This window comes from Actinomycetospora chlora (assembly GCF_039542135.1).
Classification (GTDB): domain Bacteria; phylum Actinomycetota; class Actinomycetes; order Mycobacteriales; family Pseudonocardiaceae; genus Actinomycetospora; species Actinomycetospora chlora.
Window position 1 is genome coordinate 36,635 of sequence record NZ_BAABHO010000013.1, and the last position, 21,741, is coordinate 58,375.

At 74.6% G+C, this 21,741-nt stretch carries 17 protein-coding genes; 8 read left to right on the top strand and 9 right to left on the bottom strand.

Annotated elements, in window-relative coordinates; genetic code table 11:
- The first annotated feature begins 8 nt into the window (after nucleotides 1-8).
- Entirely contained in the window at nucleotides 9-1,016 is a 1,008-nt protein-coding gene (locus ABD994_RS10190; protein WP_345413718.1) for a CobW family GTP-binding protein, read from the top strand.
- Here the strand turns inward: ABD994_RS10190 and ABD994_RS10195 are convergent.
- Together ABD994_RS10195 and ABD994_RS10200 are read right to left on the bottom strand one after the other, a co-directional pair.
- Nucleotides 983-2,605, bottom strand: a complete 1,623-nt coding sequence (locus tag ABD994_RS10195) for a flavin-containing monooxygenase (protein WP_345413720.1) — start codon at nucleotides 2,603-2,605, stop codon at nucleotides 983-985. The two genes, ABD994_RS10190 and ABD994_RS10195, sit on opposite strands and share 34 nt — an antisense overlap.
- Nucleotides 2,602-3,537, bottom strand: coding sequence for an alpha/beta hydrolase (locus tag ABD994_RS10200; protein WP_345413722.1), 936 nt, complete (start codon nucleotides 3,535-3,537; stop codon nucleotides 2,602-2,604). The genes ABD994_RS10195 and ABD994_RS10200 overlap by 4 nt, the downstream gene beginning before the upstream one ends.
- Before the next feature lie 185 nt (nucleotides 3,538-3,722).
- Here ABD994_RS10200 and ABD994_RS10205 point away from each other — a divergent pair, with 185 nt between their 5' ends.
- A complete protein-coding gene (locus ABD994_RS10205; protein ID WP_345413723.1) occupies nucleotides 3,723-5,456 on the top strand; it encodes a sigma-54-dependent Fis family transcriptional regulator in 1,734 nt (577 codons plus the stop codon).
- A gap of 9 nt (nucleotides 5,457-5,465) precedes the next feature.
- Here ABD994_RS10205 and ABD994_RS10210 read toward each other — a convergent pair whose 3' ends face one another.
- The 4 genes from ABD994_RS10210 to ABD994_RS10225 all read right to left on the bottom strand — a co-directional run bounded on the left by ABD994_RS10210 (nucleotide 5,466) and on the right by ABD994_RS10225 (nucleotide 10,954).
- Nucleotides 5,466-5,642 (bottom strand): DUF6104 family protein, encoded by a 177-nt coding sequence (locus ABD994_RS10210; RefSeq protein ID WP_274191560.1) that lies wholly within the window; start codon nucleotides 5,640-5,642, stop codon nucleotides 5,466-5,468.
- Nucleotides 5,643-5,647: 5 nt separating this feature from the next.
- On the bottom strand, nucleotides 5,648-9,502 hold the full coding sequence (locus tag ABD994_RS10215; RefSeq protein WP_345413724.1) for a multifunctional oxoglutarate decarboxylase/oxoglutarate dehydrogenase thiamine pyrophosphate-binding subunit/dihydrolipoyllysine-residue succinyltransferase subunit: 3,855 nt from the start codon (nucleotides 9,500-9,502) through the stop codon (nucleotides 5,648-5,650).
- Between the two features lie 193 nt (nucleotides 9,503-9,695).
- Nucleotides 9,696-10,406 carry a zf-HC2 domain-containing protein gene (locus ABD994_RS10220; RefSeq protein WP_345413726.1) on the bottom strand — a complete coding sequence of 237 codons (711 nt, stop codon included), beginning with the start codon at nucleotides 10,404-10,406 and terminating at the stop codon, nucleotides 9,696-9,698.
- Nucleotides 10,403-10,954 (bottom strand): sigma-70 family RNA polymerase sigma factor, encoded by a 552-nt coding sequence (locus tag ABD994_RS10225; protein WP_345413728.1) that lies wholly within the window; start codon nucleotides 10,952-10,954, stop codon nucleotides 10,403-10,405. The genes ABD994_RS10220 and ABD994_RS10225 overlap by 4 nt, the downstream gene beginning before the upstream one ends.
- A gap of 232 nt (nucleotides 10,955-11,186) precedes the next feature.
- Between ABD994_RS10225 and ABD994_RS10230 the strand changes: the two genes are divergently transcribed.
- Both ABD994_RS10230 and ABD994_RS10235 read left to right on the top strand, forming a co-directional pair.
- Nucleotides 11,187-11,897, top strand: a complete 711-nt coding sequence (locus tag ABD994_RS10230; protein WP_345413730.1) for a CHRD domain-containing protein — start codon at nucleotides 11,187-11,189, stop codon at nucleotides 11,895-11,897.
- Nucleotides 11,894-12,466, top strand: a complete 573-nt coding sequence (locus ABD994_RS10235) for a class F sortase (RefSeq protein WP_345413732.1) — start codon at nucleotides 11,894-11,896, stop codon at nucleotides 12,464-12,466. Before ABD994_RS10230 ends, ABD994_RS10235 begins: the two co-directional genes overlap by 4 nt.
- Here the strand turns inward: ABD994_RS10235 and ABD994_RS10240 are convergent.
- The 3 genes from ABD994_RS10240 to ABD994_RS10250 all read right to left on the bottom strand — a co-directional run bounded on the left by ABD994_RS10240 (nucleotide 12,459) and on the right by ABD994_RS10250 (nucleotide 17,848).
- Nucleotides 12,459-13,103, bottom strand: coding sequence for a class F sortase (locus ABD994_RS10240; RefSeq protein ID WP_345413736.1), 645 nt, complete (start codon nucleotides 13,101-13,103; stop codon nucleotides 12,459-12,461). The two genes, ABD994_RS10235 and ABD994_RS10240, sit on opposite strands and share 8 nt — an antisense overlap.
- A 98-nt stretch (nucleotides 13,104-13,201) precedes the next feature.
- Nucleotides 13,202-13,996, bottom strand: a complete 795-nt coding sequence (locus ABD994_RS10245) for a hypothetical protein (RefSeq protein WP_345413738.1) — start codon at nucleotides 13,994-13,996, stop codon at nucleotides 13,202-13,204.
- Nucleotides 13,997-14,137: 141 nt separating this feature from the next.
- Complete coding sequence (locus ABD994_RS10250) at nucleotides 14,138-17,848, bottom strand: ABC transporter ATP-binding protein (RefSeq protein WP_345413740.1); 3,711 nt, start codon at nucleotides 17,846-17,848, stop codon at nucleotides 14,138-14,140.
- 456 nt (nucleotides 17,849-18,304) lie between these two features.
- Here ABD994_RS10250 and ABD994_RS10255 point away from each other — a divergent pair, with 456 nt between their 5' ends.
- The 4 genes from ABD994_RS10255 to ABD994_RS10270 all read left to right on the top strand — a co-directional run bounded on the left by ABD994_RS10255 (nucleotide 18,305) and on the right by ABD994_RS10270 (nucleotide 21,736).
- A complete protein-coding gene (locus ABD994_RS10255) occupies nucleotides 18,305-18,916 on the top strand; it encodes a cysteine dioxygenase (RefSeq protein WP_345413743.1) in 612 nt (203 codons plus the stop codon).
- Between the two features lie 7 nt (nucleotides 18,917-18,923).
- Nucleotides 18,924-19,349 (top strand): rhodanese-like domain-containing protein, encoded by a 426-nt coding sequence (locus ABD994_RS10260; RefSeq protein WP_345413748.1) that lies wholly within the window; start codon nucleotides 18,924-18,926, stop codon nucleotides 19,347-19,349.
- A gap of 73 nt (nucleotides 19,350-19,422) precedes the next feature.
- Nucleotides 19,423-21,078 (top strand): acyl--CoA ligase family protein, encoded by a 1,656-nt coding sequence (locus ABD994_RS10265; RefSeq protein ID WP_345413751.1) that lies wholly within the window; start codon nucleotides 19,423-19,425, stop codon nucleotides 21,076-21,078.
- Nucleotides 21,079-21,172: 94 nt separating this feature from the next.
- Nucleotides 21,173-21,736, top strand: coding sequence for a hypothetical protein (locus tag ABD994_RS10270; protein ID WP_345413754.1), 564 nt, complete (start codon nucleotides 21,173-21,175; stop codon nucleotides 21,734-21,736).
- Nucleotides 21,737-21,741: the final 5 nt, after the last annotated feature.

Below are 21,741 nucleotides of genomic sequence, written 5' to 3' on the forward strand. Positions count from 1 at the left end.
TGGTCGGCATGGTCCGCCGCGTCCCCGTGGTGCTGGTCGCCGGTCGGCTCGGTGCCGGCAAGTCGACGCTGGTCAACCACCTGCTGCGCCGGGCCGACGGGGTCCGGATCGGTGTCGTGGTCAACGACTTCGGGGCGATCGGCATCGATGCGATGCTCGTCGCCGGGCAGGCCAGCGCCGTGACGTCGCTGGCCGACGGGTGCCTGTGCTGCACCACCGACGCGAACGGCCTGGCCGGGCTGCTCGCCGACCTGACGGCGCCGTCGGCGCGCCTGGACCTCGTGGTGGTCGAGGCCAGCGGCCTCGCCGAGCCCAGCGAGCTGGTACGCCTCCTGCTGGACGCGATCGCGGGGGAGGCCCGGCACGCGGCGTACGGCGGCCTGGTGGTGGTCGTCGACGCCGTCGAGGGCGAGCCCGACGGCCCCGACGGCGGCGTGGTCCGCCTCGCCGACCTCGTGGTGCTCAACCAGGTCGACCGCGTCGACGACCCCGGCCCGCTGCTGGAGGCCCTGCGGTCGATCGCGCCGGGGCCCGTGCTCCCGGTGGTCCGGGGCGCGGTCGACCCGGCGCTGCTGGTCGACCCGCCGGCCCGGCGGTCGCCGCCGCGGTCGGGCCAGCTGTCCTTCGACGCCCTGCTGCGGGAGGACGCCCCCGCGGAGCACGCCCACACCGCGTGGGAGAGCGTCGCCGTGGAGCGCGACGCCCCGCTCGACCCGGGCCGGTTCGCGGCGTTCCTCGAGGCGGGACCGGCCGGGGTGTTCCGCGCCAAGGGCGTCGTGCGGTTCCCCGGCGCGGCGCCGTTCGTCGTGCAGACGGTCGGCACGGCGATCCGGGTGCGTCCCGCACCCCGCTCGGCCGCCGTCGCCGGCGCCCGGCTGGTGTTCCTCGGCGTGGGCCTCGACGCCGCCGCCCTGCACGCGGCGCTCGACGCCTGCGCCGCCGACCCCGAGGGCCCGGAGCCGTCCCTGCTGCCCGTCATGCGCTACGAGGAGTCCGAGCGGCTCGACGCGGTCTGACCGGCCATGACGAACCCCTCGTAGCCGGCGTCGGCGACCTGCCCGAGCTGCTCGCGGTAGGCGGCGTGGCCGGCCATGTAGAACATGACGGCGTTCCGCTTGCCCGGAATGTTCGCACCGAAGATCCAGGAGTCGGCCTGCGGGAAGAGCGTCGCGTCGGCGATCTCCCGGCACGTCCGCGTCCACCCGTCCTCGGCGTCCTGAGTCGGCTCGACGGCCCGCGCGCCCGACTCCTCGGCCCGCCGGACCAGCTCGCCGATCCAGTCGACCTGCGCCTCGATGCTGGGCGGCAGGTTGGTGAACGGGCCGTTCGGCCCGAGGATCATGAACATGTTCGGGAAGCCGGCGACGGACACCCCGAGGTAGCTGGTGGGGCCGTCGGCCCAGTGGTCGTCGATGTGCTGCCCGCCGCGCCCGCGCAGGTCCAGCACCCGGTAGTTGCCGTCGACGGCGTCGAAGCCGGTGGCCAGCACGAGGACGTCGAGGTCGTGCTCGACGCCGTCGGCGGTGCGCACGCCGCGCGGTGTGATCCGCTCGATGGGGGTCTCGCCCAGCGCGACGAGGGTGACGTCGTCGCGGTTGAAGGTCTCGTAGTAGCCCTCGTTGCACAGGGGGCGCTTGGCGTAGAGGTCGGTCGGCTGGAGCCGGCGGGCCGTCTCGGGGTCGTCGACGATCTCGGCGATCTTCCGGCGGATGAAGGCCGCGGCGGCCGCGTTGGCGTCCGGGTCGGTGGCGATGTCGTTGAACGTGCCGAACATGAACCGGAAGCCGTTGCCCTTGTCCCAGTTCTCCTGGAACACCCGTTCGCGCTCCTCGGCCGAGACCTCCATGGCGGGGACGGTGCTCTCCTCGAACCCGAAGGCGACGGCCGAGCCGCGCACCTGCTCCCAGATGGTCGAGAAGTCCCGCTTGGTGCGTGCCACCTCGTCGGGGTCGACGGGCCCGTTGCCGGACGGGACGACGTACTGCGGGGAGCGCTGGAAGACGGTGAGGTGCTCGGCCTGCGGGGCGGCCGCGACGATGAACTGCGTGCCGGTCGAGCCCGTGCCGATCACGCCGACCCGCTTCCCGTGCAGGTCGAGGTCGTCGGGCCAGGCGTTGGTGTGCACCAGGCGCCCGGCGAAGTCGTCCATCCCCGGGATGTCGGGGATGTTGGTCCGGGCCAGCAGCCCGAGCGCGGTGACGAGGTAGCGACCCGTGAGGCGCTCGCCGGCCGCCGTGGTGACGACCCAGCGGTCCTGCTCCTCGTCGAACACCGCCGAGGTGACCTCGGTGTCGAGCTGGATGTCCCGGCCGAGGTCGAAGCGCTCGACGACGTGCTCGAGGTAGGCCAGCACATCGGGCTGGTCGAGGTAGCGGGTGCTCCAGTCCCACTCGGCGAGCAGGTCGTCGTCGAAGGAGTAGCGGTAGACGAAGCCCTCGGTGTCGGACTTCGCGCCCGGGTAGCGGTTGAAGTACCAGGTGCCGCCGACCCCGCCGCCCTTCTCCAGGGCGCGGGTGCGCAGGCCGAGCTGGTCGCGCAGCTTGTGCAGCATGTAGATGCCGCCGAAGCCGGCGCCGATGACGATGGCGTCGAGGTCCGTGCTCATCGGGTGCTCCTCATCGTGGTGCGATACCAGGCGGCGACGCGGGCGATCTCGTCGTCCGCCTCGGGCGCCGTGCCGGCCAGGAACGGGAAGACGTGCTGCATGTCGTCGACGATCGAGAGGGTCACGTCGACGCCCGCCGCCTCGGCCCGCGCGGCGAGCCGGACGGCGTCGTCGCGCAGGGTCTCGGCGTCCCCGGCGTCCACGTAGAGGGGCGGGAGGCCCGCGAGGTCGGCGTGCAGCGGGTTGGCCAGGGGCGTGCGCGGGTGGATCGCCCCGTCGGCGAGGACGCCGGCGATCATGCTCTCGAGCAGGGGAACGGTGACCAGCGCGTCGGTCTCCGCGTTGGTCACGAGGCTCTCGCCGGTGTTCTCCATGTCGAGCCACGGGGAGAACGCGACGATCCGTCCCGGCAGCGGGAGCCCCTGCTCGCGCAGGGCCAGCGGCACGGCGACGGCGAGGTTGCCGCCGGCCGAGTCGCCGATGGTGGTGACGTCCTCGGGACGGAGACCGCGCTCCGTGAGCCCCACGAACGCCGCGACACCGTCCTCGACCTGCGCGGGGTGCGGGTGTTCGGGTGCGCGGCGGTAGTCGAGCACGAACGCGGTGACGCCGAGGGCCTTGGCGACGTGCCCGGCGAGCTTGCGGTGGCTCGAGGCCGACCCGACGGCGAACCCGCCGCCGTGGAGGTAGAGCAGCACCTGGGTCCGGTCCGCGCCGATCGGTAGGGCCCACAGTCCCGGCACGCCGCCGATCGTCTCCTGCGCGTACGTGACGTCCTCGGGCTCGCGCGTGGGCTGGTGCCATTCGTCGAAGATGCTGCGGAACAGCCGCGTCGTCAGGTCCGGCGTCGAGGTCATGATCGCGGTCCAGTCGGCGTAGAGGGCGCGCAGCGCGTCCGCCTCGACCGAGGTCGCCGGTGTCGTCTCCGTCATGGGTGCCTCCTCGTGCTCACTTCGGCACCGACCTTCTCCGGCCGGGACCCGGCCGGGCTGTTCCGATCCGGAACAGTCGGCGAGCCCGGCGCCTCTGGCGCCGGGCCTGTGACGTGGGGCACTGTGGTGGGCGGGTGCGTGCCTCGGGGGGCCCACCGATACGCGGGGCGGTGCAGGACGAGCGGATGCGGGACGAGAGCCGGCCGACGATGTCGTCGGCGCAGATGGTGCGGACGCGACGTCGCCGCGAGGCCCTGGTCGACGAGGGCGTCCTCGTCGTGCCGCCCGGCCGCGCCGGCGTGCCCGCGCTGATCGAGACGAGCTGGCGGCGCTGCGTCGGCGAGGGCGTCCCCGCCGACCCCGGTCGCATCCCCTACCGCGAGCCCGAGGACCCGGCTCCGGCGCTGTCGCGCGCGGCCGCGCCGGTGCTCGAGCGGCTGCGGCAGAGCTTCGCCGACGTGCCGGTCGCGATGGTGCTCTCGGACGCGACGGGCCGGATCGTCGTGCGCCACGCCGAGGAACGCCGGCAGCGCACCGAGATGGACCGCGCGAGCGCGGTGGAGGGCTCGGACTTCTCCGAGCACGCCGTCGGCACCAACGGGCTCGGCACCGTGCTGGTCGAGCGGCGCCCGGTGCTCGTCCGCGGCCCGGAGCACTACCACCCGCTCCTGGAGAACCTCACGTGCGCCGGGACCCCCATCGTCGAGCCCTGGACCGGACGCCTGCTCGGCTCGTTCTCGCTGGCCTGCGCGGCGCGGGACGTCCACCCGCTGATGACCGCGATGACCTCGGACATCGGCCGGCAGATCGAGGAGCGGCTGCTCGACGGGGCGGGCGAGCGGCGCCGGCGGCTGGTGCGCTCCTACCTGGCCGTCGACGGCGACGGGGCCGCGGCGTTCGTCGTCGACGAGGACACGGTGCTGGCGAACCGGCAGGGCCTCGTCCACGCCGGGCCCGACCTGCACCCGTCGTTGTGGCGCTTCCTGGCCGAGCACGGTCCCCACCGCCCGCGGCGGATGGCGGTGCCCCTGCCCGACGGAACGCGCGACGCGCTCGTCGAGCCGATCCGCGACGGCGGGCGGATCGCGTTCAGCGTGCGGGTGGTCCCCGGACGGCCTCGACCTCGGCTCCCGGCCGCCGGCGCGGCGTCACCCCCGCCCCTGCACCACGTCCCCGAGGTGGACCGCGACCTGCGGGAGGCGCTGCGGCACGGCGAGCGGATCGCGGTGTCGGGCCCCGCGGGCAGCGGCCGGACCGACCTCGCCCGGCGACTGCTGCGCGCGCAGGACGCCGGTGACCCGGTCGTCGTCGACCCGGCCCGGGACCCGGTCCGGTGGGCGGACGCGGCGACCTGCACCTCGCGCGGGGTCCTCGTCCGGCACGCCGACGTCCTCGACCGCGACGGCCTGGTGCGGCTGGCGGCGCTCGCCGACGACGGCGGGCCCCTCGTGCTCACCGTCGACGCGCAGGCCTGGACCGACCCGCTGCGGGGGACCGTGCGGCGGATCGCCACGACCGTGCACCTGCCGTCCCTGGCGGGCACGCCCGGCCACCTGCCGGGGCTCGTGCGGTCGGTCCTCCACGGGCTCCCCGCCCCGGAGCGCGACACCCGCCTCGCTCCCGGCGCCTGGGACCTGTTGACCACCTGGCACTGGCCCGGCGACGTCGCCGAGCTGCGCGCGACCGTGACCGCCCTGGCCCGGCGGGCGGCCGGCGGTGTCGTCGAGCCCGGCGACCTGCCCGCCGAGCTGCGCGACGGCGCCCGCGGCCGGACGCCCGGTCTGCTCGAGCGCGCGGAGCGCGACGCCGTCGCCGCCGCTCTGCGCGAGGCCGGCGGCAACCGCAGCCGCGCCGCCGCGGCCCTCGGCATCGGCCGGACGACGCTCTACCGCAAGCTGCGCGAGTTCGGGCTCGGCTGAGGGACGTCCCTACTCGTCATCGCTGTCGTCGCGGGCGAGGAACGTCGCGAACCGGTCGGCGGCGCCGGCGTGCTCGGGGTGGGCGTCGACGAAGGCGCGGAGGCGGTCGGCCAGCCACGCCAGGCTGACCTCCTCCTCGCCCCGCCGGTCCTCGAGCTCCTCGATCCCGCGGTCGGTGAAGTACACCGTCCTCAGTCCGCGAGCGCCTCGGCGATGAGCGCCTTCTGCTCCACCTCGTGCACCTTGGCGACGCCGGCGGCCGGGGCGGCCATGCGGCGGCGGGAGACGCGCGTCAGGTGGGGCAGCCGGCCCTTCATCCGCTCCGGCAGCCACAGGCCCAGGAACGGCCAGGCGCCCTGGTTGGCCGGCTCCTCCTGCACCCAGCGGACGTCGTCCGCGTTCGGGTACCGGTCGAGCACCGCCGTGAGCTCCTCGGTGGCCAGCGGGTAGAGCTGCTCCATCCGCACGATCGCGGTGTCGTACGTGCGGCCCGCCTTCTCGCGGGCCGCGACCAGCTCGTAGTAGATCTTGCCGGCGCAGAGCAGCACGCGGGTGACGCCGTCGGTGCCGTGCTCGGCGAAGGCCGGGTCGTCCAGGACCGGCCGGTAGCCGCCCGAGGTGAACTCCTCCACCGGGCTGACCGCCGCCTTGTTGCGCAGCATCGACTTCGGCGTGAAGACGACCAGCGGGCGGCGCACGCCGTCGGTGGCGTGGCGGCGCAGCAGGTGGAAGTAGTTCGCCGGGCTGGACGGCACCGCGACGGTCATCGAGCCCTCGGCGCACAGCTGCAGGAAGCGCTCGATGCGTCCCGAGGTGTGGTCCGGGCCCTGGCCCTCGTGGCCGTGCGGCAACAGCAGGACGACGTCGGAGGTCTGGCCCCACTTCGCCTCACCGGACGAGATGAACTCGTCGATGATCGGCTGAGCGCCGTTGACGAAGTCGCCGAACTGCGCCTCCCAGAGCACCAGGGCGTTCTGGTTGGCCACCGAGTAGCCGTACTCGAAGCCGAGCGCGGCGAACTCCGAGAGCGCCGAGTCGTACGGCATGAAGCGGCCCTGGTCGGAGGTGAGGTTGCGCAGCGGGACGTACTCCGACCCGTCGTGCCGGTCGATGACCACCGAGTGGCGCTGGACGAACGTGCCGCGGCGGGAGTCCTGGCCGGACAGGCGCACGAGCTTGCCGTCGATGAGCAGCGACCCGAACGCGAGGAGCTCGGCGTAGGCCCAGTCGATGCCCTCCTCGGTGTCGATCGACGACGCCTTGCCGCGCCGCTCGAGCACCGGCTTGACGCGCGGGTGCACCGTGAAGCCCTCGGGCAGCTCGGTGTGCGCGCGGGCGATGCGCTGGATGACCTCCAGCGGCACCGCGGTCTGCAGCGACGGCGGCAGAGCCTGCTCGTACTCGACCGACGGGCTGGGTTCCGCGTCGGCCTTCTCGAGCTCGCGGACCTCGTTGAAGACGTGCTCGAGCTGGCTGCCGTAGTCGCGCAGCGCGTGCTCGGCCTCCTCCAGCGAGATGTCGCCGCGGCCGATCAGCGACTCGGTGTAGGTCTTGCGCACCGAGCGCTTGGCGTCGATGACGTCGTACATCTCCGGCTGGGTCATCGAGGGGTCGTCGCCCTCGTTGTGGCCCCGGCGCCGGTAGCAGATCATGTCGATCACGACGTCGGAGTTCCAGCGCTCGCGGAACTCCACGGCCAGCCGCGCGACCCACACGCAGGCCTCGGGGTCGTCGCCGTTCACGTGGAACACCGGCGCGTCGATCATCTTCGCGACGTCGGTGCTGTACTGCGACGAGCGGGTGTGCTCGGGCGCGGTGGTGAAGCCGACCTGGTTGTTGACCACCACGTGCACCGTGCCGCCGGTGCGGTAGCCGCGCAGCAGCGCGAGGTTCAGCGTCTCGGCGACCACGCCCTGGCCGGCGAACGCGGCGTCGCCGTGCAGCGCCACGGGCATGACGGTGAAGCCCTCGGGACCCCGGTCGAGGAGGTCCTGCTTGGCCCGCACGATGCCCTGCATCACCGGGTCGACGGCCTCGAGGTGCGACGGGTTGCTGGTCAGCGACACCGTGGTCTCGCCGTCGCCGAACATCCGGAAGAACTTGCCCTCGGCGCCGAGGTGGTACTTCACGTCGCCGGAGCCGTGGGCCTGGCCCGGGTCGAGGTTGCCCTCGAACTCGCGGAAGATCTGCGAGACCGGCTTGCCGACGATGTTGGCCAGCACGTTGAGGCGTCCGCGGTGGGGCATCCCGATGACGACCTCGTCCATCTCGTGCGCCGCCGCGGTGTCGAGCACCGCGTCGAGCAGCGGGATGACGGTCTCGGCGCCCTCGAGCGAGAAGCGCTTCTGCCCGACGTACTTGGTCTGCAGGAACGCCTCGAACGCCTCGGCGGCGTTGAGCTTGGAGAGGATGTACTTCTGCTCGGCGACCGGCACCTTCTCGTGCGGGCGCTCGATGCGCTCCTGCAGCCAGGCGCGCTTCTCCGGGTCGAGGATGTGCATGTACTCGACGCCGATGGTGCGGCAGTACGAGTCGCGCAGGACGCCGAGGACGTCGCGCAGCTTCATGCAGCCGCGGCCGGCGAACCCGTCGACGGGGAACTCGCGGTCGAGGTCCCAGAGCGTGAGCCCGTGCGACGCGATGTCCAGGTCGGGGTGCTTGCGCTGCGGGTGCGACAGCGGGTCGGTGTCGGCCATGAGGTGACCGCGCGTGCGGTACGCGTCGATCAGCTCGATGATCCGAGCGGTGCGGTCGATGGTCGACGACGGCAGGTCCTGGCGCCAGCGGATGGGCTCGTAGGGGATCCGCAGCGACGCGAAGATGTCGTCGTAGAAGCCGTCCTCGCCGAGCACGAGGTGGTGGATGCGGCGCAGGAAGTCGCCGGACTCGGCGCCCTGGATGATCCGGTGGTCGTACGTGGACGTCAGCGTGATGATCTTGCTGATGCCCATGTCGGCGAGCTTCTCCTCGCTCGCCCCCTGGAACTCGGCGGGGTACTCCATGGCCCCGACGCCGACGATCGTGCCCTGGCCGACGGTCAGGCGCGGCACCGAGTGGTTGGTGCCGATCGTGCCCGGGTTGGTCAGCGAGATCGTGACGCCGGCGAAGTCCTCGCTGGTCAGCGCGCCGGTCCGGGCCTTGCGGACGATGTCCTCGTACGCCGCCCAGAACTGCGAGAAGCTCATGTTCTCGCAGCCCCGCAGGGCGACCACGACGAGCGAGCGCGACCCGTCCTTGGCCTTGAGGTCCATGGCCAGGCCGAGGTTGACGTGGCCCGGGTCGACGACGGCGGGCTTGCCCTTCTCGTCCTCGGAGAAGTGCCGGTTCATGTTCGGGAAGGCCTCGAGGGCGCGCACCATCGCGTAGCCCAGGAGGTGGGTGAACGACACCTTGCCGCCGCGCGTGCGCCGCAGGTGGTTGTTGATGACGATGCGGTTGTCGGCCAGCAGCTTGGCCGGCACGGCGCGCACGCTCGTCGCCGTCGGCAGCTGCAGCGACGCCGTCATGTTCTTGGCGATGGCGTTCGCCGCCCCGCGCAGGGGCTTCGTGGTCTCGGCGCTGCCGTCGCCGCTGCCGCCGGGCTGGGCCGACTTCGCCGGGCTGGTGGTGCCCGCGGCCGGCTTGCCGGCGGCGTCGGCCGTCTGGCCCGCGGCGGCGGACGTGGTGGTGCTGCTCGCCGCGGCCGGCTTCTCGGCGGGCTTCGGCTGGGCCTGCTGCTGCTGGGCCTGCTGCCGCGGGGCCGGGCTCTCGGCCGGGGCCTCGGCGGCCGGGCGGGGCGCGGCGCCGTTGCCCGCGGACGAGCCGGACGGGCCGGAGCCCGAGCGCGGCTCGGCGGTGTCGGCGGAGAGCGGCGCGTTGCCGTTGGCGGCGTTGCCCGCGCTGGTGTGGGCGCCCGCCTCGTCGGGCGCGGTGTCCGGGCTGTAGTCGGCGAAGAAGTCGTGCCACGCCGCGTCGACGGAATCGGGGTCGGCCAGGTAGCGCTGGTACATCTCGTCGACCAGCCACTCGTTGGGTCCGAACTGGGCGGTCGGGCTACTACTGGACACGACTAGGGATCGCCTCAATCAGTCGTCGCGGTGGCGTCGGAGAACGTGTCCAGATTACCGCTTGACACAGGAGAGGGTCGGTGCCGTGTCGGCTTCTGCACCGGTCCATGCGGCTGCGCCGCCCGCGTCCGTGCCGCTGGGCCACGGGACGGGCACGCACCGTGGGCCATCCCACGCAGCGGCGTCCCCGTGATCAGGCGAAGCTCGAGCGCAGCACCTCGTCCCCGTCGGCGTCGGTGACGACGAAGCCGCCGGCCTGGTCGAGCAGCACCGACGAGTTGAGCCGGCACACCATCGGCGCCCCGCCGGTGCCGCGGAACGCGCCGGCGGGAACGGGGCGTCCGGTGCGGTCCAGGACGGTGACCTCGTAGCGCTGTCCCTCGGCGAACCCGGATGCGGTGAGCACCACCTCGACCCCCCAGGAGTGGTCGATCGTCCCCGCGCTGGCCCGGACCGTGGGGTCGAGCGCCTGGACGGCGACGGGCGCGACCGCCGGGTCGCCCGTCCCGGCGAGCGCGAGCCCGACGCCGACCCCGGCGAGCCCGATGACGGCGGCGGCCGCTGCCGTGAGCAGGGGACGGGCCCTGCGGCGCCGGCGGGCGGCGAGGTCGTCGGAGGAGGGCAGGGGCGCCGGCTCGCGGGTGGGCTCCCGCTCCAGGCGGTGCAGGACGCCGGCGAACCCGTCCGGCGGGGCGACGCCGGGCACGTGGGGGGTGTCCGGGTCGACCCGGGTGAGGGGGCCGGCCAGCGGCGCGATCGCGGAGAGCTCGGCGCGGCACGACGGGCAGGTGCCCAGGTGCGCCTCGACCTCGGCGGTCTCCGCGTCGCCGAGGTGGCCGAGCGCGTGGGGGCCGAGCATCGCGCGGAGGTGCTCGTGTGCCGGCCCGACGGGCGGAGTGCTCACAGCGGGACCCCCATGTCGTCCATGATCCGGCGCAGGGTGCGCAGGCCGTAGAAGACCCGGCTGCGCAGTGTGCCGACGGGCACGCCCTGCTCCGCGGCGACCTCGGCGTAGGGGCGGCCGCGCACGGAGGTCTCCACGATGGCGCTGCGCTGGTCGTCGCCCAGGCGGGTCAGGGCCTCCTCGAGGAACCAGGCGGTGACGAGGTCGTCGCTGAAGTCCCCGCCCTGCCCGACGACGAGGGCCAGGTCGGCGGGTGCCGTCGGTGTGCCGGGGCGGCTCCGGGCGTGGCGCACGTGGTCGACGACGACGTTCTTCGCGATCGTGAACAGCCACACCCGCAGGCTCGCGATCCCGGCGTCGTAGCGCTCGGCGTGCCGCCACGCGCGGACGAACACCTCCTGCACCACGTCCGCCGCGGCGCCGGGGTCGCGCAGCTGGCGCAGCGCGAAGCGCTCGAGCTCGCCGGCGTGGGTGCGGTACGCGGTCTCGAGATCCTCGACGCGACGCAGGTCCACCGGCGCCCGCGCCGTGCCCGCGGCGTCGCTCACCCGTTCCCCCCTGCACGATCCGGCGTCCGGACCATCGTGGACGACTCCGTGTGTCCGTGTGGTGACGTGCGCGCGAGCGGGGTGCGAAAGCGCGGCACGGGTCACGGTGATCGGTACGGGACACGGGCCCGGCGCGTTCAGCCGAGATCGCGTCGGACCGGCGGTGAACGCGGGCGGCGCGACCCCCGTAGAGACGGGCAAATCGAACATCTCGCCCATCAAGGAGGCCCTCGTGCGCCGTGCGCTCCCGAAGCTCGCCGCCCTCTCCGTCCTGACCGCCGGTGCGGTCGTCCTCTCGTCGGGCACCGCGTCCGCCGCCGACACGGAGGTGTCCGAGCCGGACACCTTCACCTCGATGTTCACCGTGATGGCGACCCCCGACACGGTCGTGGGGATGAGCAACCAGCCGGCACCGGGGCAGCCGGGCGCCACCGGCACCTTCAACTACCGCATCAACAGCGACGAGGAGATCATCTGTTACGACCTGACCCTGCGCGGCGTCACCGGCGAGTACCAGAGCCCGGCGCGCACCGCGACGCACATCCACGAGGCGCAGCCGGGGATGTCGGGCCCGCCGCGGATCGCGTTCCCGAACCCGTCGGGCGAGGGTGGGACGCGCACCAGCTCGGGTTGCCTCCAGGGCCCGTTCACCACGGGCGTGATGGCGAACGGGCAGGACACCGGCTCCGGGTTCTCGCTACGCGAGATCGAGGACAACCCGGCCGCGTTCTTCGGCGACACCCACACCGCGGAGTACACGGCCGGCGCCGTGCGCGGCCAGCTCACGCGCGTCCCGATGGGTGGTGTCGAGACCGGGGCCGGCGCGACGGCGTCCACCGGTGACGGCGCCGGCACGGCGCTCGCGGCGGGCGGTGGCCTCCTCGCCGCCGTCGCGGCCGGGGTCGCCGTCCTGCGCCGGCGCGGGGCCCGGTCGCGCGCGTGACGTGGCGCGCGGGGCCCCTGCGGTCGGGAATCGTCCTGGTCGCGGGGGCCCTGCTCGTGCTCCTCGCGGCGTGCGGCGTCCCGCCGGAGGTCCCACCACCCGCCCCGGCCGTGGCGGCCCCCGGGGGCCGCGTCGTCCCGGCCTCGGTGCGCATCCCGGCGCTCGGCGTCGACGAGCGGGAGGTCCAGCGCCTCGGCGTCGCGGCCGACGGGACGGCCGAGGTCCCGCAGGACTTCGCGCGGGTGGGGTGGTTCGACCCGTCGGTCGCCCGGCCCGGCCCGACGGTGCTGCTCGGCCACGTCGACTCGCGCAGCGGCCCGGCCGTGTTCTTCCGTCTCCGCGACCTGCGCCCCGGGGACCTCGTCGAGGTCGGCCGGGCGGACGGGTCGGTGGCCCGCTACGCCGTCGAGCGCATCGAGCAGGTCGCCAAGGACGCCTTCCCGACCTTCGCGGTCTTCGGCGCCACCCCGGACGACGTGGTGCGCCTCGTGACCTGCGCCGGCGACTTCGACCGCGGGGCGCGCAGCTACACCGACAACCTGGTGGTGCACGCGACCAGGGTCAGGTGACGAGGCGGGCGAAGACCACCGTGTTGTCCCGGTAGGAGTGCGCGGCGCGGTCGAAGTCGCCGCCGCAGGTGATGAGGCGCAGCTCCGGGCCCGGCGTGTCGCCGTAGACCTCGAGCTGCGGGAACGCGTCCTTCGGGTAGGAGCGCACGGCCTCCACGGCGAAGGTGCGGGTCGTGCGGTCGGCGAGGGTCACCGTGGCGCGGTCGCCGGGCCGCAGGTCCCCGAGGCGGTAGAACACCGACGGCCCGTTCGCGGCGGAGTCGACGTGGCCGAGGATCACGGCGGGCCCGAGCCGGCCGGGGGTCGGCGATCCGCGGTACCAGGCGGCCTGGTCGTAGAGCGGCCCCGGCGCCGGCACCTCGAGCGCGCCGTCGGGCTGGAGGCCCACGCTGTTCACCGGCCCCGCGACGCCGATCGCGGGGATGTCGAGGGCCACGGGCGCGGCGCCCGCCGCCGGCCGCTGGACGGGGCCGGACGCCGTCGGGGGAGCGTCGGTGGTCGGTTCGGCGGTCGCGGCGACGGGGGCGGGCGGGGCGGGCGGGGCGCTGGTGCCGTGCACGCCGACGCCGACGGCGACCAGCCCGAGGACCGCGAGGGTGGCGGCCACCACCAGGGCGAGGCGGCGGGACCTGGTCACGGGCGTCTCCGGGAGCGAAGGACCGGAGTTACTGGCTGGTATCGCTCGCTCAGCGAGCGATACCAGCCAGTAACCGCCGGATGGGGAGGACGGGCGGGTCAGCCGCGCCGGCCGGCGGCGCGCCGGCGCGCCACGAGCACCAGGCCACCGGCGGCCACGAGGGCCGCGCCGCCCAGGGCGACGAGCCCCGTGTCCGGGCCGCTCGTCGAGCCGCCACCGGTCTCGACGCCGCCCTGCGGCATGGCGGGCATCTGGCCGGGGAGGTTGACGACGATCGTGGCGATCCCGATGGTCAGCCCACCCTGGATCGCGTCGGTGGAGAAGGCCTGGTTCAGCGCCGTCGCCGCGCCGGGGTCGAGCCGCACGGTGGTGCCGGTCAGGGTGGCCGTGCCGGCCGCCGCGTCGGTCTGGATCGGCTGCAGGGTGGAGCCGTCGAGGTCGAACAGGACGGTGGACTCGGCCACGGTCTGGCCGTTGGCGGTGACCTTGCCCGACAGGGTGGCGGGGTTGCCCGGGTCGATGACGAAGTCGGTGAGCTCGACCTTCGTGTCGCCCTTGGTCAGGCTGAGCCCGCTGCCGTTGTGCTCGATGCGGCCCTGGACGTACGGGTTGGCGTCGCCGGGGCGGTAGACGGTGACGTTGCCGCCGGTGATCGGGAACCGGGCGCTGCCATCGGTGATGGTGGCGTCGCCGACGGTGCCCGGGGTGACCTGGAGCGACTGCAGCGCGTCGGTGAACCCGGAGTCCAGCCGGACCGAGGTCGACTGGCCGGTGAGGTCGGGGATGGTGGCGATCGGCTCGGCGGCGGCGGCGGTCCCGGCCGTGACACCGGCCAGGGTCAGCGCGGCCGCCCCCGACACGAGCACGGTGGCGAGCGTGCGGCGAATGCCCACGGAGTGCACCTCTCTGTGCGGCCGGCGTGCTCGCCGGCCTGGTGCCTCGTCTCCGTGCCGTGGGCCACGAGGGTTCATCCAGCGTCGACTACACCACTGAGGTGAACCGATGCGCCCGCCGGAACGAAATGTCGGGGTCGCTCAGCCTGCCCGGGCGAGGTCGTCCGGCGTGTCGGCGTCGGAGCCGAGGAGCCCGTCCTCGCCCACGACGTCGTCGACGGTGCCGGCGCCGGCGCGCCAGAGCCGTGCGTAGGCGCCGTCGCGGTCGAGGAGGTCTGCGTGCGTGCCCTCCTCGAGGATCCGCCCGCCGTCGATCACGACGATGTGGTCGGCGCGGGCGGCCGTGGCCAGCCGGTGGGCGACGACGAACGTCGTCCGCGGGGCGGCGAGCTTCTCCCCGGCGGCGAGCACCGCCCCCTCGGTGGCCGGGTCGAGCGCCGCGGTCGCCTCGTCGAGCAGGAGCAGGCGGGGGTCGACGAGCTCCGCCCGGGCCAGCGCCACGAGCTGGCGCTGGCCGGCCGAGAGCCCGCCCCCGCGCTCGCCGATCGGCTGGCGGAAGCCCGCGGGCAGCGAACCGATCATGTCCAGCGCCCCGACGTCCCGGGCCGCCTGCTCGACCCGCGCGGGGGTGGCGTCCGGGTCGCCGTAGGCGATGTTGGACGCGACGTCGCCGACGAACAGGTGCGCCTCCTGGGGCACCACCCCGAGGCGGCGGTGCAGCGTCGCCAGGTCGTGGTCGCGGACGTCGACGCCGTCGATGAGCACGCTGCCCGACGTGGCGTCGTAGAAGCGGGCGACGAGCTTGACCACCGTCGACTTGCCCGCGCCCGTGGCCCCCACCAGCGCCACGGTGCGCCCGGCGGGCACGTGCAGCGAGAAGTCCGACAGCGCCGGGGTCGACGCGCCCGCGTAGGAGAAGCCGACGTCGCGCAGCTCGACCTCGCCGCGCAGGTCGCCCAGGAGCACCGGGTCCGCCGGGGCCGGCACCGAGGTCGGCGTGCGCAGCAGCTCGCCGATGCGGGTCAGGCCGATGCGGGCCTGCTGGTAGCCGTCGAACACCTGGGAGAGCTGCTGCACCGGCCCGAAGAACATGGCCAGGTAGAGCAGGAAGGCGGCGAGCACGCCGGGGGACAGGCCCCCGGTGGCCACGCGGGCGGCGCCGACGCCGAGCACCGCGGCCTGCGCCAGGTCCGACAGCATCGCCGCGAACGGGAAGTAGGTGGCGATCAGCCGCTGGGCCCGCAGCCGGGCGCGGCGGTAGGCGTCGCTGTTGTCGGCGAACGTCGCGGCCGAGAGCTCCTCGTGGGTGTGCGCCTGGGCGACGCGCAGGCCCGCGACGTTCTCCTGCAGGTCGGCGTTGACGACGCTGACGCGCTCGCGCGCCTCGGCGTACGCCGCCGACGACAGCCGCCGGAAGACGATCGTGGCCACGACCAGCACCGGCATCACCGCGAGCGAGACCAGCGCGAGCTCGAGGTCGGTGACCAGCAGCGCGACGGCCACGCCGACGATCGTCAGGACCGCGACGACGGCCTGGGCGAGACCGGTCTGCAGGAACGTCGACAGCGCGTCGACGTCCGTGGTCATCCGGGTCATGATCCGGCCGCCGAGCTCGCGCTCGTAGAAGTCGAGACCGAGGCGCTGCAGGTGGGCGAAGCTGCGGGTGCGCAGCAGGAACAGGCGCCCCTCGCCGACCCGGGCGGTGAGCACGGTCTGGGCGGCGACCACCACCCAGTCGACCACGACCACGACGAGGCCCAGCCCCACCGCCAGCCACAGCACGTCGAGCGAGCCGCCCTGGATGCCTCCGTCGACCGCGAGCCGGGCCAGCGACGGGAAGGCGACGGTGGCGGCCGCGTCGAGCGCGACGAACAGGACCACCAGGGCGAGCGCCCAGCGGACCGGGCGCAGCAGCCCGCCGAGGCGGAACCGCGGGTCCGGCGCCGTCGGGTCCTCGCCGTGCAGGTCCGGCTCCTCGGTGGCCGCGGGCAGCCGCTCGAGCGCCTCGCGCATGTCCGCGGGGGCGGTGCCGTCGAGCCCGCCGCCCAGCGCCGCCGCGCCCGGCGCCACCGCCGCCGGGACGGGCGCGGGCGTGGGCCGGTGCGGGTCCGGGCGGTCCGGCCACAGGGCGGCGGTGATGCCGTCCGGGACGGTGTCCCGGGCGGGGGTCTCCGGCTCGGGGACGGGGCCGGTCTCGTCGATGCGGTCCGGGGGCCCGGCGAGCAGCTCGACGAACAGCCGGCAGCGGCCCTCGAGCTCGTCGCGCGTGCCGACGTCGACCACGCGGCCGCCGTCGAGCACCGCGATGCGGTCGGCGAGCGCGAGCGTCGAGCGCCGGTGGGCGATGACGATCGTGGTGCGCTGCGCGGTGACCGCCCGCAGCGTCTCGCCGATGGCGGCCTCGGTGGTGGGGTCGACCGCCGAGGTGGCGTCGTCGAGCACCAGCACCCGCGGGTCGTAGAGCAGGGCGCGGGCCAGGGCGACGCGCTGGCGCTGACCGCCGGAGAGCGTCAGGCCGCGCTCGCCGACCCGGGTGTCGTAGCCCTCGGGGAGCTCGGCGATGAACCCGTCGGCCTGCGCGGCGGCGGCCGCGGCGCGGACCTGCTCCTCGGTGGCGTCCGGGCAGCCGTAGGCGATGTTGGCCCGCACGGTGTCGGAGAAGAGGAAGGCCTCCTCGAACACGACGCCGACGGCGTGGCGCAGGCTGTCGAGCCGCACGTCGCGCACGTCCACGGCACCACCGGGCGGGCCGACCCGCAGGGCCCCGCCCTGCACGTCGTAGAACCGGGGCGCGAGCAGCGCGACCGTCGACTTGCCCGAGCCGGCGGTGCCGACGAGCGCCACCGTCTCGCCGGGACGGATGTCGAGCGACATCCCGTCCAGCACCGGCTCGCTGCGCGCGTAGCCGAAGCGCACGTCGTCGAGCTCGACCCCGAGCGGCCCCTCGGGCACGTCGCGGGCGTCCGCGGCGTCGACGATCTCGGGCTGCGAGTCGATGAGCTCGTAGACGCGCTCGACGCCCGCCCGGGCGAGCTGGCCGGTGACGACCAGCCCCGCGACCAGGCGCGCCGGACCGACGAGCGCCGCGATGTAGGAGGTGAAGGCGATGAACACGCCCAGCGTGATCTGGCCGTTGAGCGCCAGCGCGCCGCCGAGGGCGAACACGCCGAGCTGGCCGAGCGTCGGCAGCGCCGAGAGCGTCGGGGTGAGGCGGGCGTTGAGCCAGGCCGCGCGCAGCCGCTCGGCGTAGAGCCGCCCGGCGGCGGCACGCAGCCGCGACACCTCCCGGCCCTCCTGCCCGAAGCCCTTGACCACGCGCACGCCCGTGACGGTCTCCTCGACGTGCTGGGCGACCTCCGCCGCGCGCTGGCTCGCCGACCACGTCGCGGGGAACAGCCGCCGGCGCATCCTGCCGGTGAACACGACCCCGGCGGGCAGCACCACCAGGGCCACGACGGTCAGCAGCGGCGAGAGCCACAGCATGATCGCCACCGAGACCACGAGCTGGCCGAGCGTGCCCGCCACCAGCGGGACCATGCCCAGCAGGCCCTGCACCTGCTGGAGGTCGGAGTTCGCCCGGGAGACGACCTGGCCGGTGCGCAGCGCGTCCTGCTTGGGGCCGTCGAGCCGCGACACCGAGCCGAAGACGCGGCGCCGCAGGTCGTGCTGGACGCCGAGCGAGAGGCGCCCGCCGAGGTAGCGGCGCAGGAACGCGGCGCCGAAGCGGACCACGGCGACGGCGAGCATCGCGGCGACCAGGCCGGAGAGCCCGGCGGTCGAGCCGGCGACGGCCCGGTCGACCGCGGTGCCGATGAGCAGGGGCCCGACGGCCTCGAGGCTGACGCCGAACACCGACGCGGTGAGCGCGGAGACGGTGAGGCCGCGGTGGCGCCAGCAGTCGCGGGCGAGGCGGCGGACCCAGCCACGGGCCCCGTCGGTGGCGGAGCGGTCGGTGCGGGCAGGCGTGCGCTCCGTGGTGTCCTCCGGGAGGTGTGGTGGTCGAGCGGGCCGGCGGTCGGGCCGTCGTCCAGGTTAAGCCGATCCCCCGACAGGCCACCGCGCCCGGAGGTGACGTACCCCGGACGTCGTGGTCCAATGGCGTCGTGCGCCACTTCCTGCTCGGCCCCCTCTGGGAGAGCCGCCGCGCGCACGTGTTCGACCAGTGGTGTCCGCGGGCCTGACGAGACGATCGTCGCGCCCGCCCGGTCGCGACGTCCCCTCGCCCGCGTGACGCACCCTCCTCCCCGGAGCCGGCCCCGACGCCGGTGACGTGCGCGCGCGGACGCCCGCACCCCGAGGACACGACCCGTGACCACGCTGGCCGAACCCGCGCCCGCCCCGCTCGCCACCCCGTTCACCCGCCCCCGCTCCCGCCGCGCCGACCGCCGGCGCTGGCAGGACGGCCCGACGCCGGCGAGCCTCGCCGACCTCGTCGCCCTCACCCGTGAGGTCGCCGCCGAGGTCGACGCCGGCCGCCACCCCGTCGAGGTCGACCCCGCGCACCGCTGGTCGCGGCGCCTGCACGCCGACGACCACCTCGACGTCTGGCTGATCTCCTGGGCCACCGACCAGGCCGCCGAGCTGCACGACCACGGCGGCTCGCTCGGCGCGCTGACCGTCGTGCGCGGCGGCCTCACCGAGTGGCGCTGGACCCCCGGACGCGACGACGACGGGGACTGCGTCGCCGAGGAGCTCCCGAGCCGCGGGCCGGGGCTGCGCCGCCGGGTCGTCGACGCGGGCCGCAGCATCGCCTTCGGGCTGGGCCACGTGCACGACGTGGCCAACCGGGCGCGCGAGACCGCGGTGAGCGTGCACGCCTACTCGCCGCCGCTGTCGGCGATGTCCTACTACTCGGTCGGCGGTGGTGTGCTGCGGCGCACGCGCTCGGAGCTCGTGGCGCCGGGAGAATCGCCGGAGTGAGCACCTCGTGAGCACCGTCGACGATCTCCTCGCCCGCGCCCGGGAGCGCCTCTCCCGGCTCGGGCCCACCGAGGCCGCGGCCGCCGTCGAGGACGGCGCGCGGCTGGTGGACATCCGCCCCGGCTGGCAGCGACTGGCCGAGGGCACGGTGCCGGGCGCGCTGGTGATCGAGCGCAACCACCTCGAGTGGCGCCTCGACCCCACCTCCGACGCCCGCGTCGCCGAGGCGACCGACCACGACCGTCAGTGGGTCGTGATCTGCTCCGAGGGCTACACGTCCTCGCTGGCGGCGGCGGCGCTGCAGGAGCTCGGGCTGCACCGCGCCACCGACGTCGTCGGGGGCTTCCGGGCGTGGGCGGCGGTCGGGCTGCCGACCGCACCCGGATCGGACGCGCCCCCGGACTACGCGGTGACGGGCACCCCCGCCCACTGACCCGGAGGCACCGCGCGCCTGCGGGGAGTGATCGCGACTACCCGGCCCGGCCCCGTCCTGCTTGGATCGCGCCATGACGCACGGGCCCGAGACCTGGATCACCGAGCTGACGCCGCTGTCGTTCCTGCGACGGTCGGCGGACGTCTATCCGGACAAGGTCGCGATCGTCCACGGCAGCGAGCGGATCACCTACGCGCAGTTCGCCGAGCAGGCCCAGCGGCTGGCCCGCGGGCTGCGGGCGAGCGGCGTCGAGCCCGGCGACCGCGTGGCGTGCCTGCTGCCCAACGTGCCGCCGATGCTGGTCGCCCACTTCGGGGTGCCGCTGGCCGGGGCCGTGCTCGTCGCCGTGAACACCCGCCTGTCGAGCGAGGAGGTCCGCTACATCCTCGACCACTCGCAGGCGAGCGTGCTCGTCGTCGACTCCGCGCTGTACCCCACCGTGGAGCCGATCGCGGACTCGCTCGAGACCGTGCGCGAGATCGTCACCCTGGTCGACCCGCAGGGCCCGGACGCCGGTGCCGCGGTCGAGGGGGCGACGTGGGACGACCTGCTGGCCCGCGGGGACGACGGTGCGGACCTGCCCTGGTCGGTGGACGACGAGCGCTCGACGATCAGCATCAACTACACGTCCGGCACCACCGGGCGCCCCAAGGGCGTGCAGTACCACCACCGCGGCGCGTACCTGAACTCCTTCGGCGAGATCGTGCACAGCTACCACGACCCGTCGAGCGTCTACCTGTGGACGCTGCCCATGTTCCACTGCAACGGCTGGTGCACGCCGTGGGCGATCACCGCGATCGGCGGCACCCACGTCTGCCTGCGCGAGGTGCGCGGCGACCGCATCTGGGAGCTGATCGGCGAGCACCGCGTGACCCACCTCAACGGCGCCCCCACCGTCGTCACCACGATCATGAACGCCGCCGAGGCGCGGACCCTGGACTACGCGCTCGTGGTCACCACCGCCGGCGCGCCACCGAGCCCCACCACCATCCTCGAGATGGAGAAGATGGGCTTCCGGATCGTCCACGTCTACGGGCTCACCGAGACCTACGGGCCGTACTCGGTGTGCCAGTGGCAGGAGGAGTGGCGCGGTCTCGAGGAGCACGCGCGGGCGAAGCTGCAGGCCCGTCAGGGCGTGGGGATGCTGCAGACCGAGCCGCTGCGCGTCGTCGAGCCCCTCGGGGAAGACGTCACCGACTGGGACGCGGTGGAGCTGGTCGACGTCCCGTTCGACGGCGAGACCATGGGCGAGATCGTCATGCAGGGCAACAACGTCATGTCCGGCTACTTCCGCGACCCCGACGCGACGGCCAAGGCGTTCGCCGGCGGCTGGTACCACTCCGGCGACCTGGGGGTCATGCACCCCGACGGCTACGTCGAGCTGCGCGACCGCGCCAAGGACGTCGTCATCTCCGGCGGCGAGAACATCTCGACCGTCGAGGTCGAGCAGGCCGTCCTCTCCCACCCGGCGGTGCTCGAGGCCGCCGTCGTCGGTGTCCCCGACGAGCGCTGGGGCGAGCGGCCCAAGGCGTTCGTCGTCCTGCGGCAGGGGAAGTCGGCGGAGCCCGACGCGATCATCGACCACGTCAAGGGCGCGATCGCGCGGTACAAGGCGCCGCGCGACGTCGAGATCGTCGAGGAGCTGCCCAAGACCTCGACCGGGAAGATCCAGAAGTTCGAGCTGCGCGCCAAGGAGTGGGGCGACGCGACGACGCGCATCCGGGGCTGAGGCCCGCACGGCCCGCATGGGTGGACCCCCGTGCGGGAACGGGGGTCGGACGGCGGAGGATGTCCGCCAGTCTTCACCCCGGAGGAGCGAGCGCGTGAGCGAGGGATCCGTCGAGCAGGGCGTCGAGCACGGTGAGGCCGTGCTGGACAACGACACGACGAGCCTGGACGCGGAGCCGGCCGTCGTCATGGACGAGGACCGCATGGGCGCGGACCCGCTCGAGGACGGCATGGACGCGCCCGAGGGCTACAGCCGGGACGTGCGGCTCGGTGGCACGCAGGAGTGGGAGCGCGCCGACGCGACCATCAACGAGCGCCTGCCCCAGGAGCAGCCGGACGTCGACGCGGAGGAGCCGCCGGAGCGGCCGCTCGCGGCGACCCCGATCGACGAGCTCGACGAGTCGGTCGACGACCCGGCCAACGCCGTCGACGGCGTGGGCGGCGGGGCGGTGCTCGACGCCGACGGTGCCGACGGCGTGGCCGCGGACGAGCAGCTCGCCGAGCTGGGCGCCGAGGTCGAGCTGGGTGTGTCGTCGGCCCGGGGCGCCGTCGAGCCCACCGGCCTGCCCGCCGACGACGCCGTCGGCGAGGTGGCCGCGCTCGACCGCGAGCCGGGCACCGCGGAGGAGCAGGCGCTGCGCGTGGAGCAGGAGAACTGAGCGCG

Coding starts and splice junctions, on each gene's coding strand:
- ABD994_RS10190 (WP_345413718.1), top strand. CDS start 9: ATGGTCCGCCGCGTCCCCGTGGTGCTGGTCGCCGGTCGGCTCGGTGCC.
- ABD994_RS10195 (WP_345413720.1), bottom strand. CDS start 2,605: ATGAGCACGGACCTCGACGCCATCGTCATCGGCGCCGGCTTCGGCGGC.
- ABD994_RS10200 (WP_345413722.1), bottom strand. CDS start 3,537: ATGACGGAGACGACACCGGCGACCTCGGTCGAGGCGGACGCGCTGCGC.
- ABD994_RS10205 (WP_345413723.1), top strand. CDS start 3,723: ATGCGGGACGAGAGCCGGCCGACGATGTCGTCGGCGCAGATGGTGCGG.
- ABD994_RS10265 (WP_345413751.1), top strand. CDS start 19,423: ATGACGCACGGGCCCGAGACCTGGATCACCGAGCTGACGCCGCTGTCG.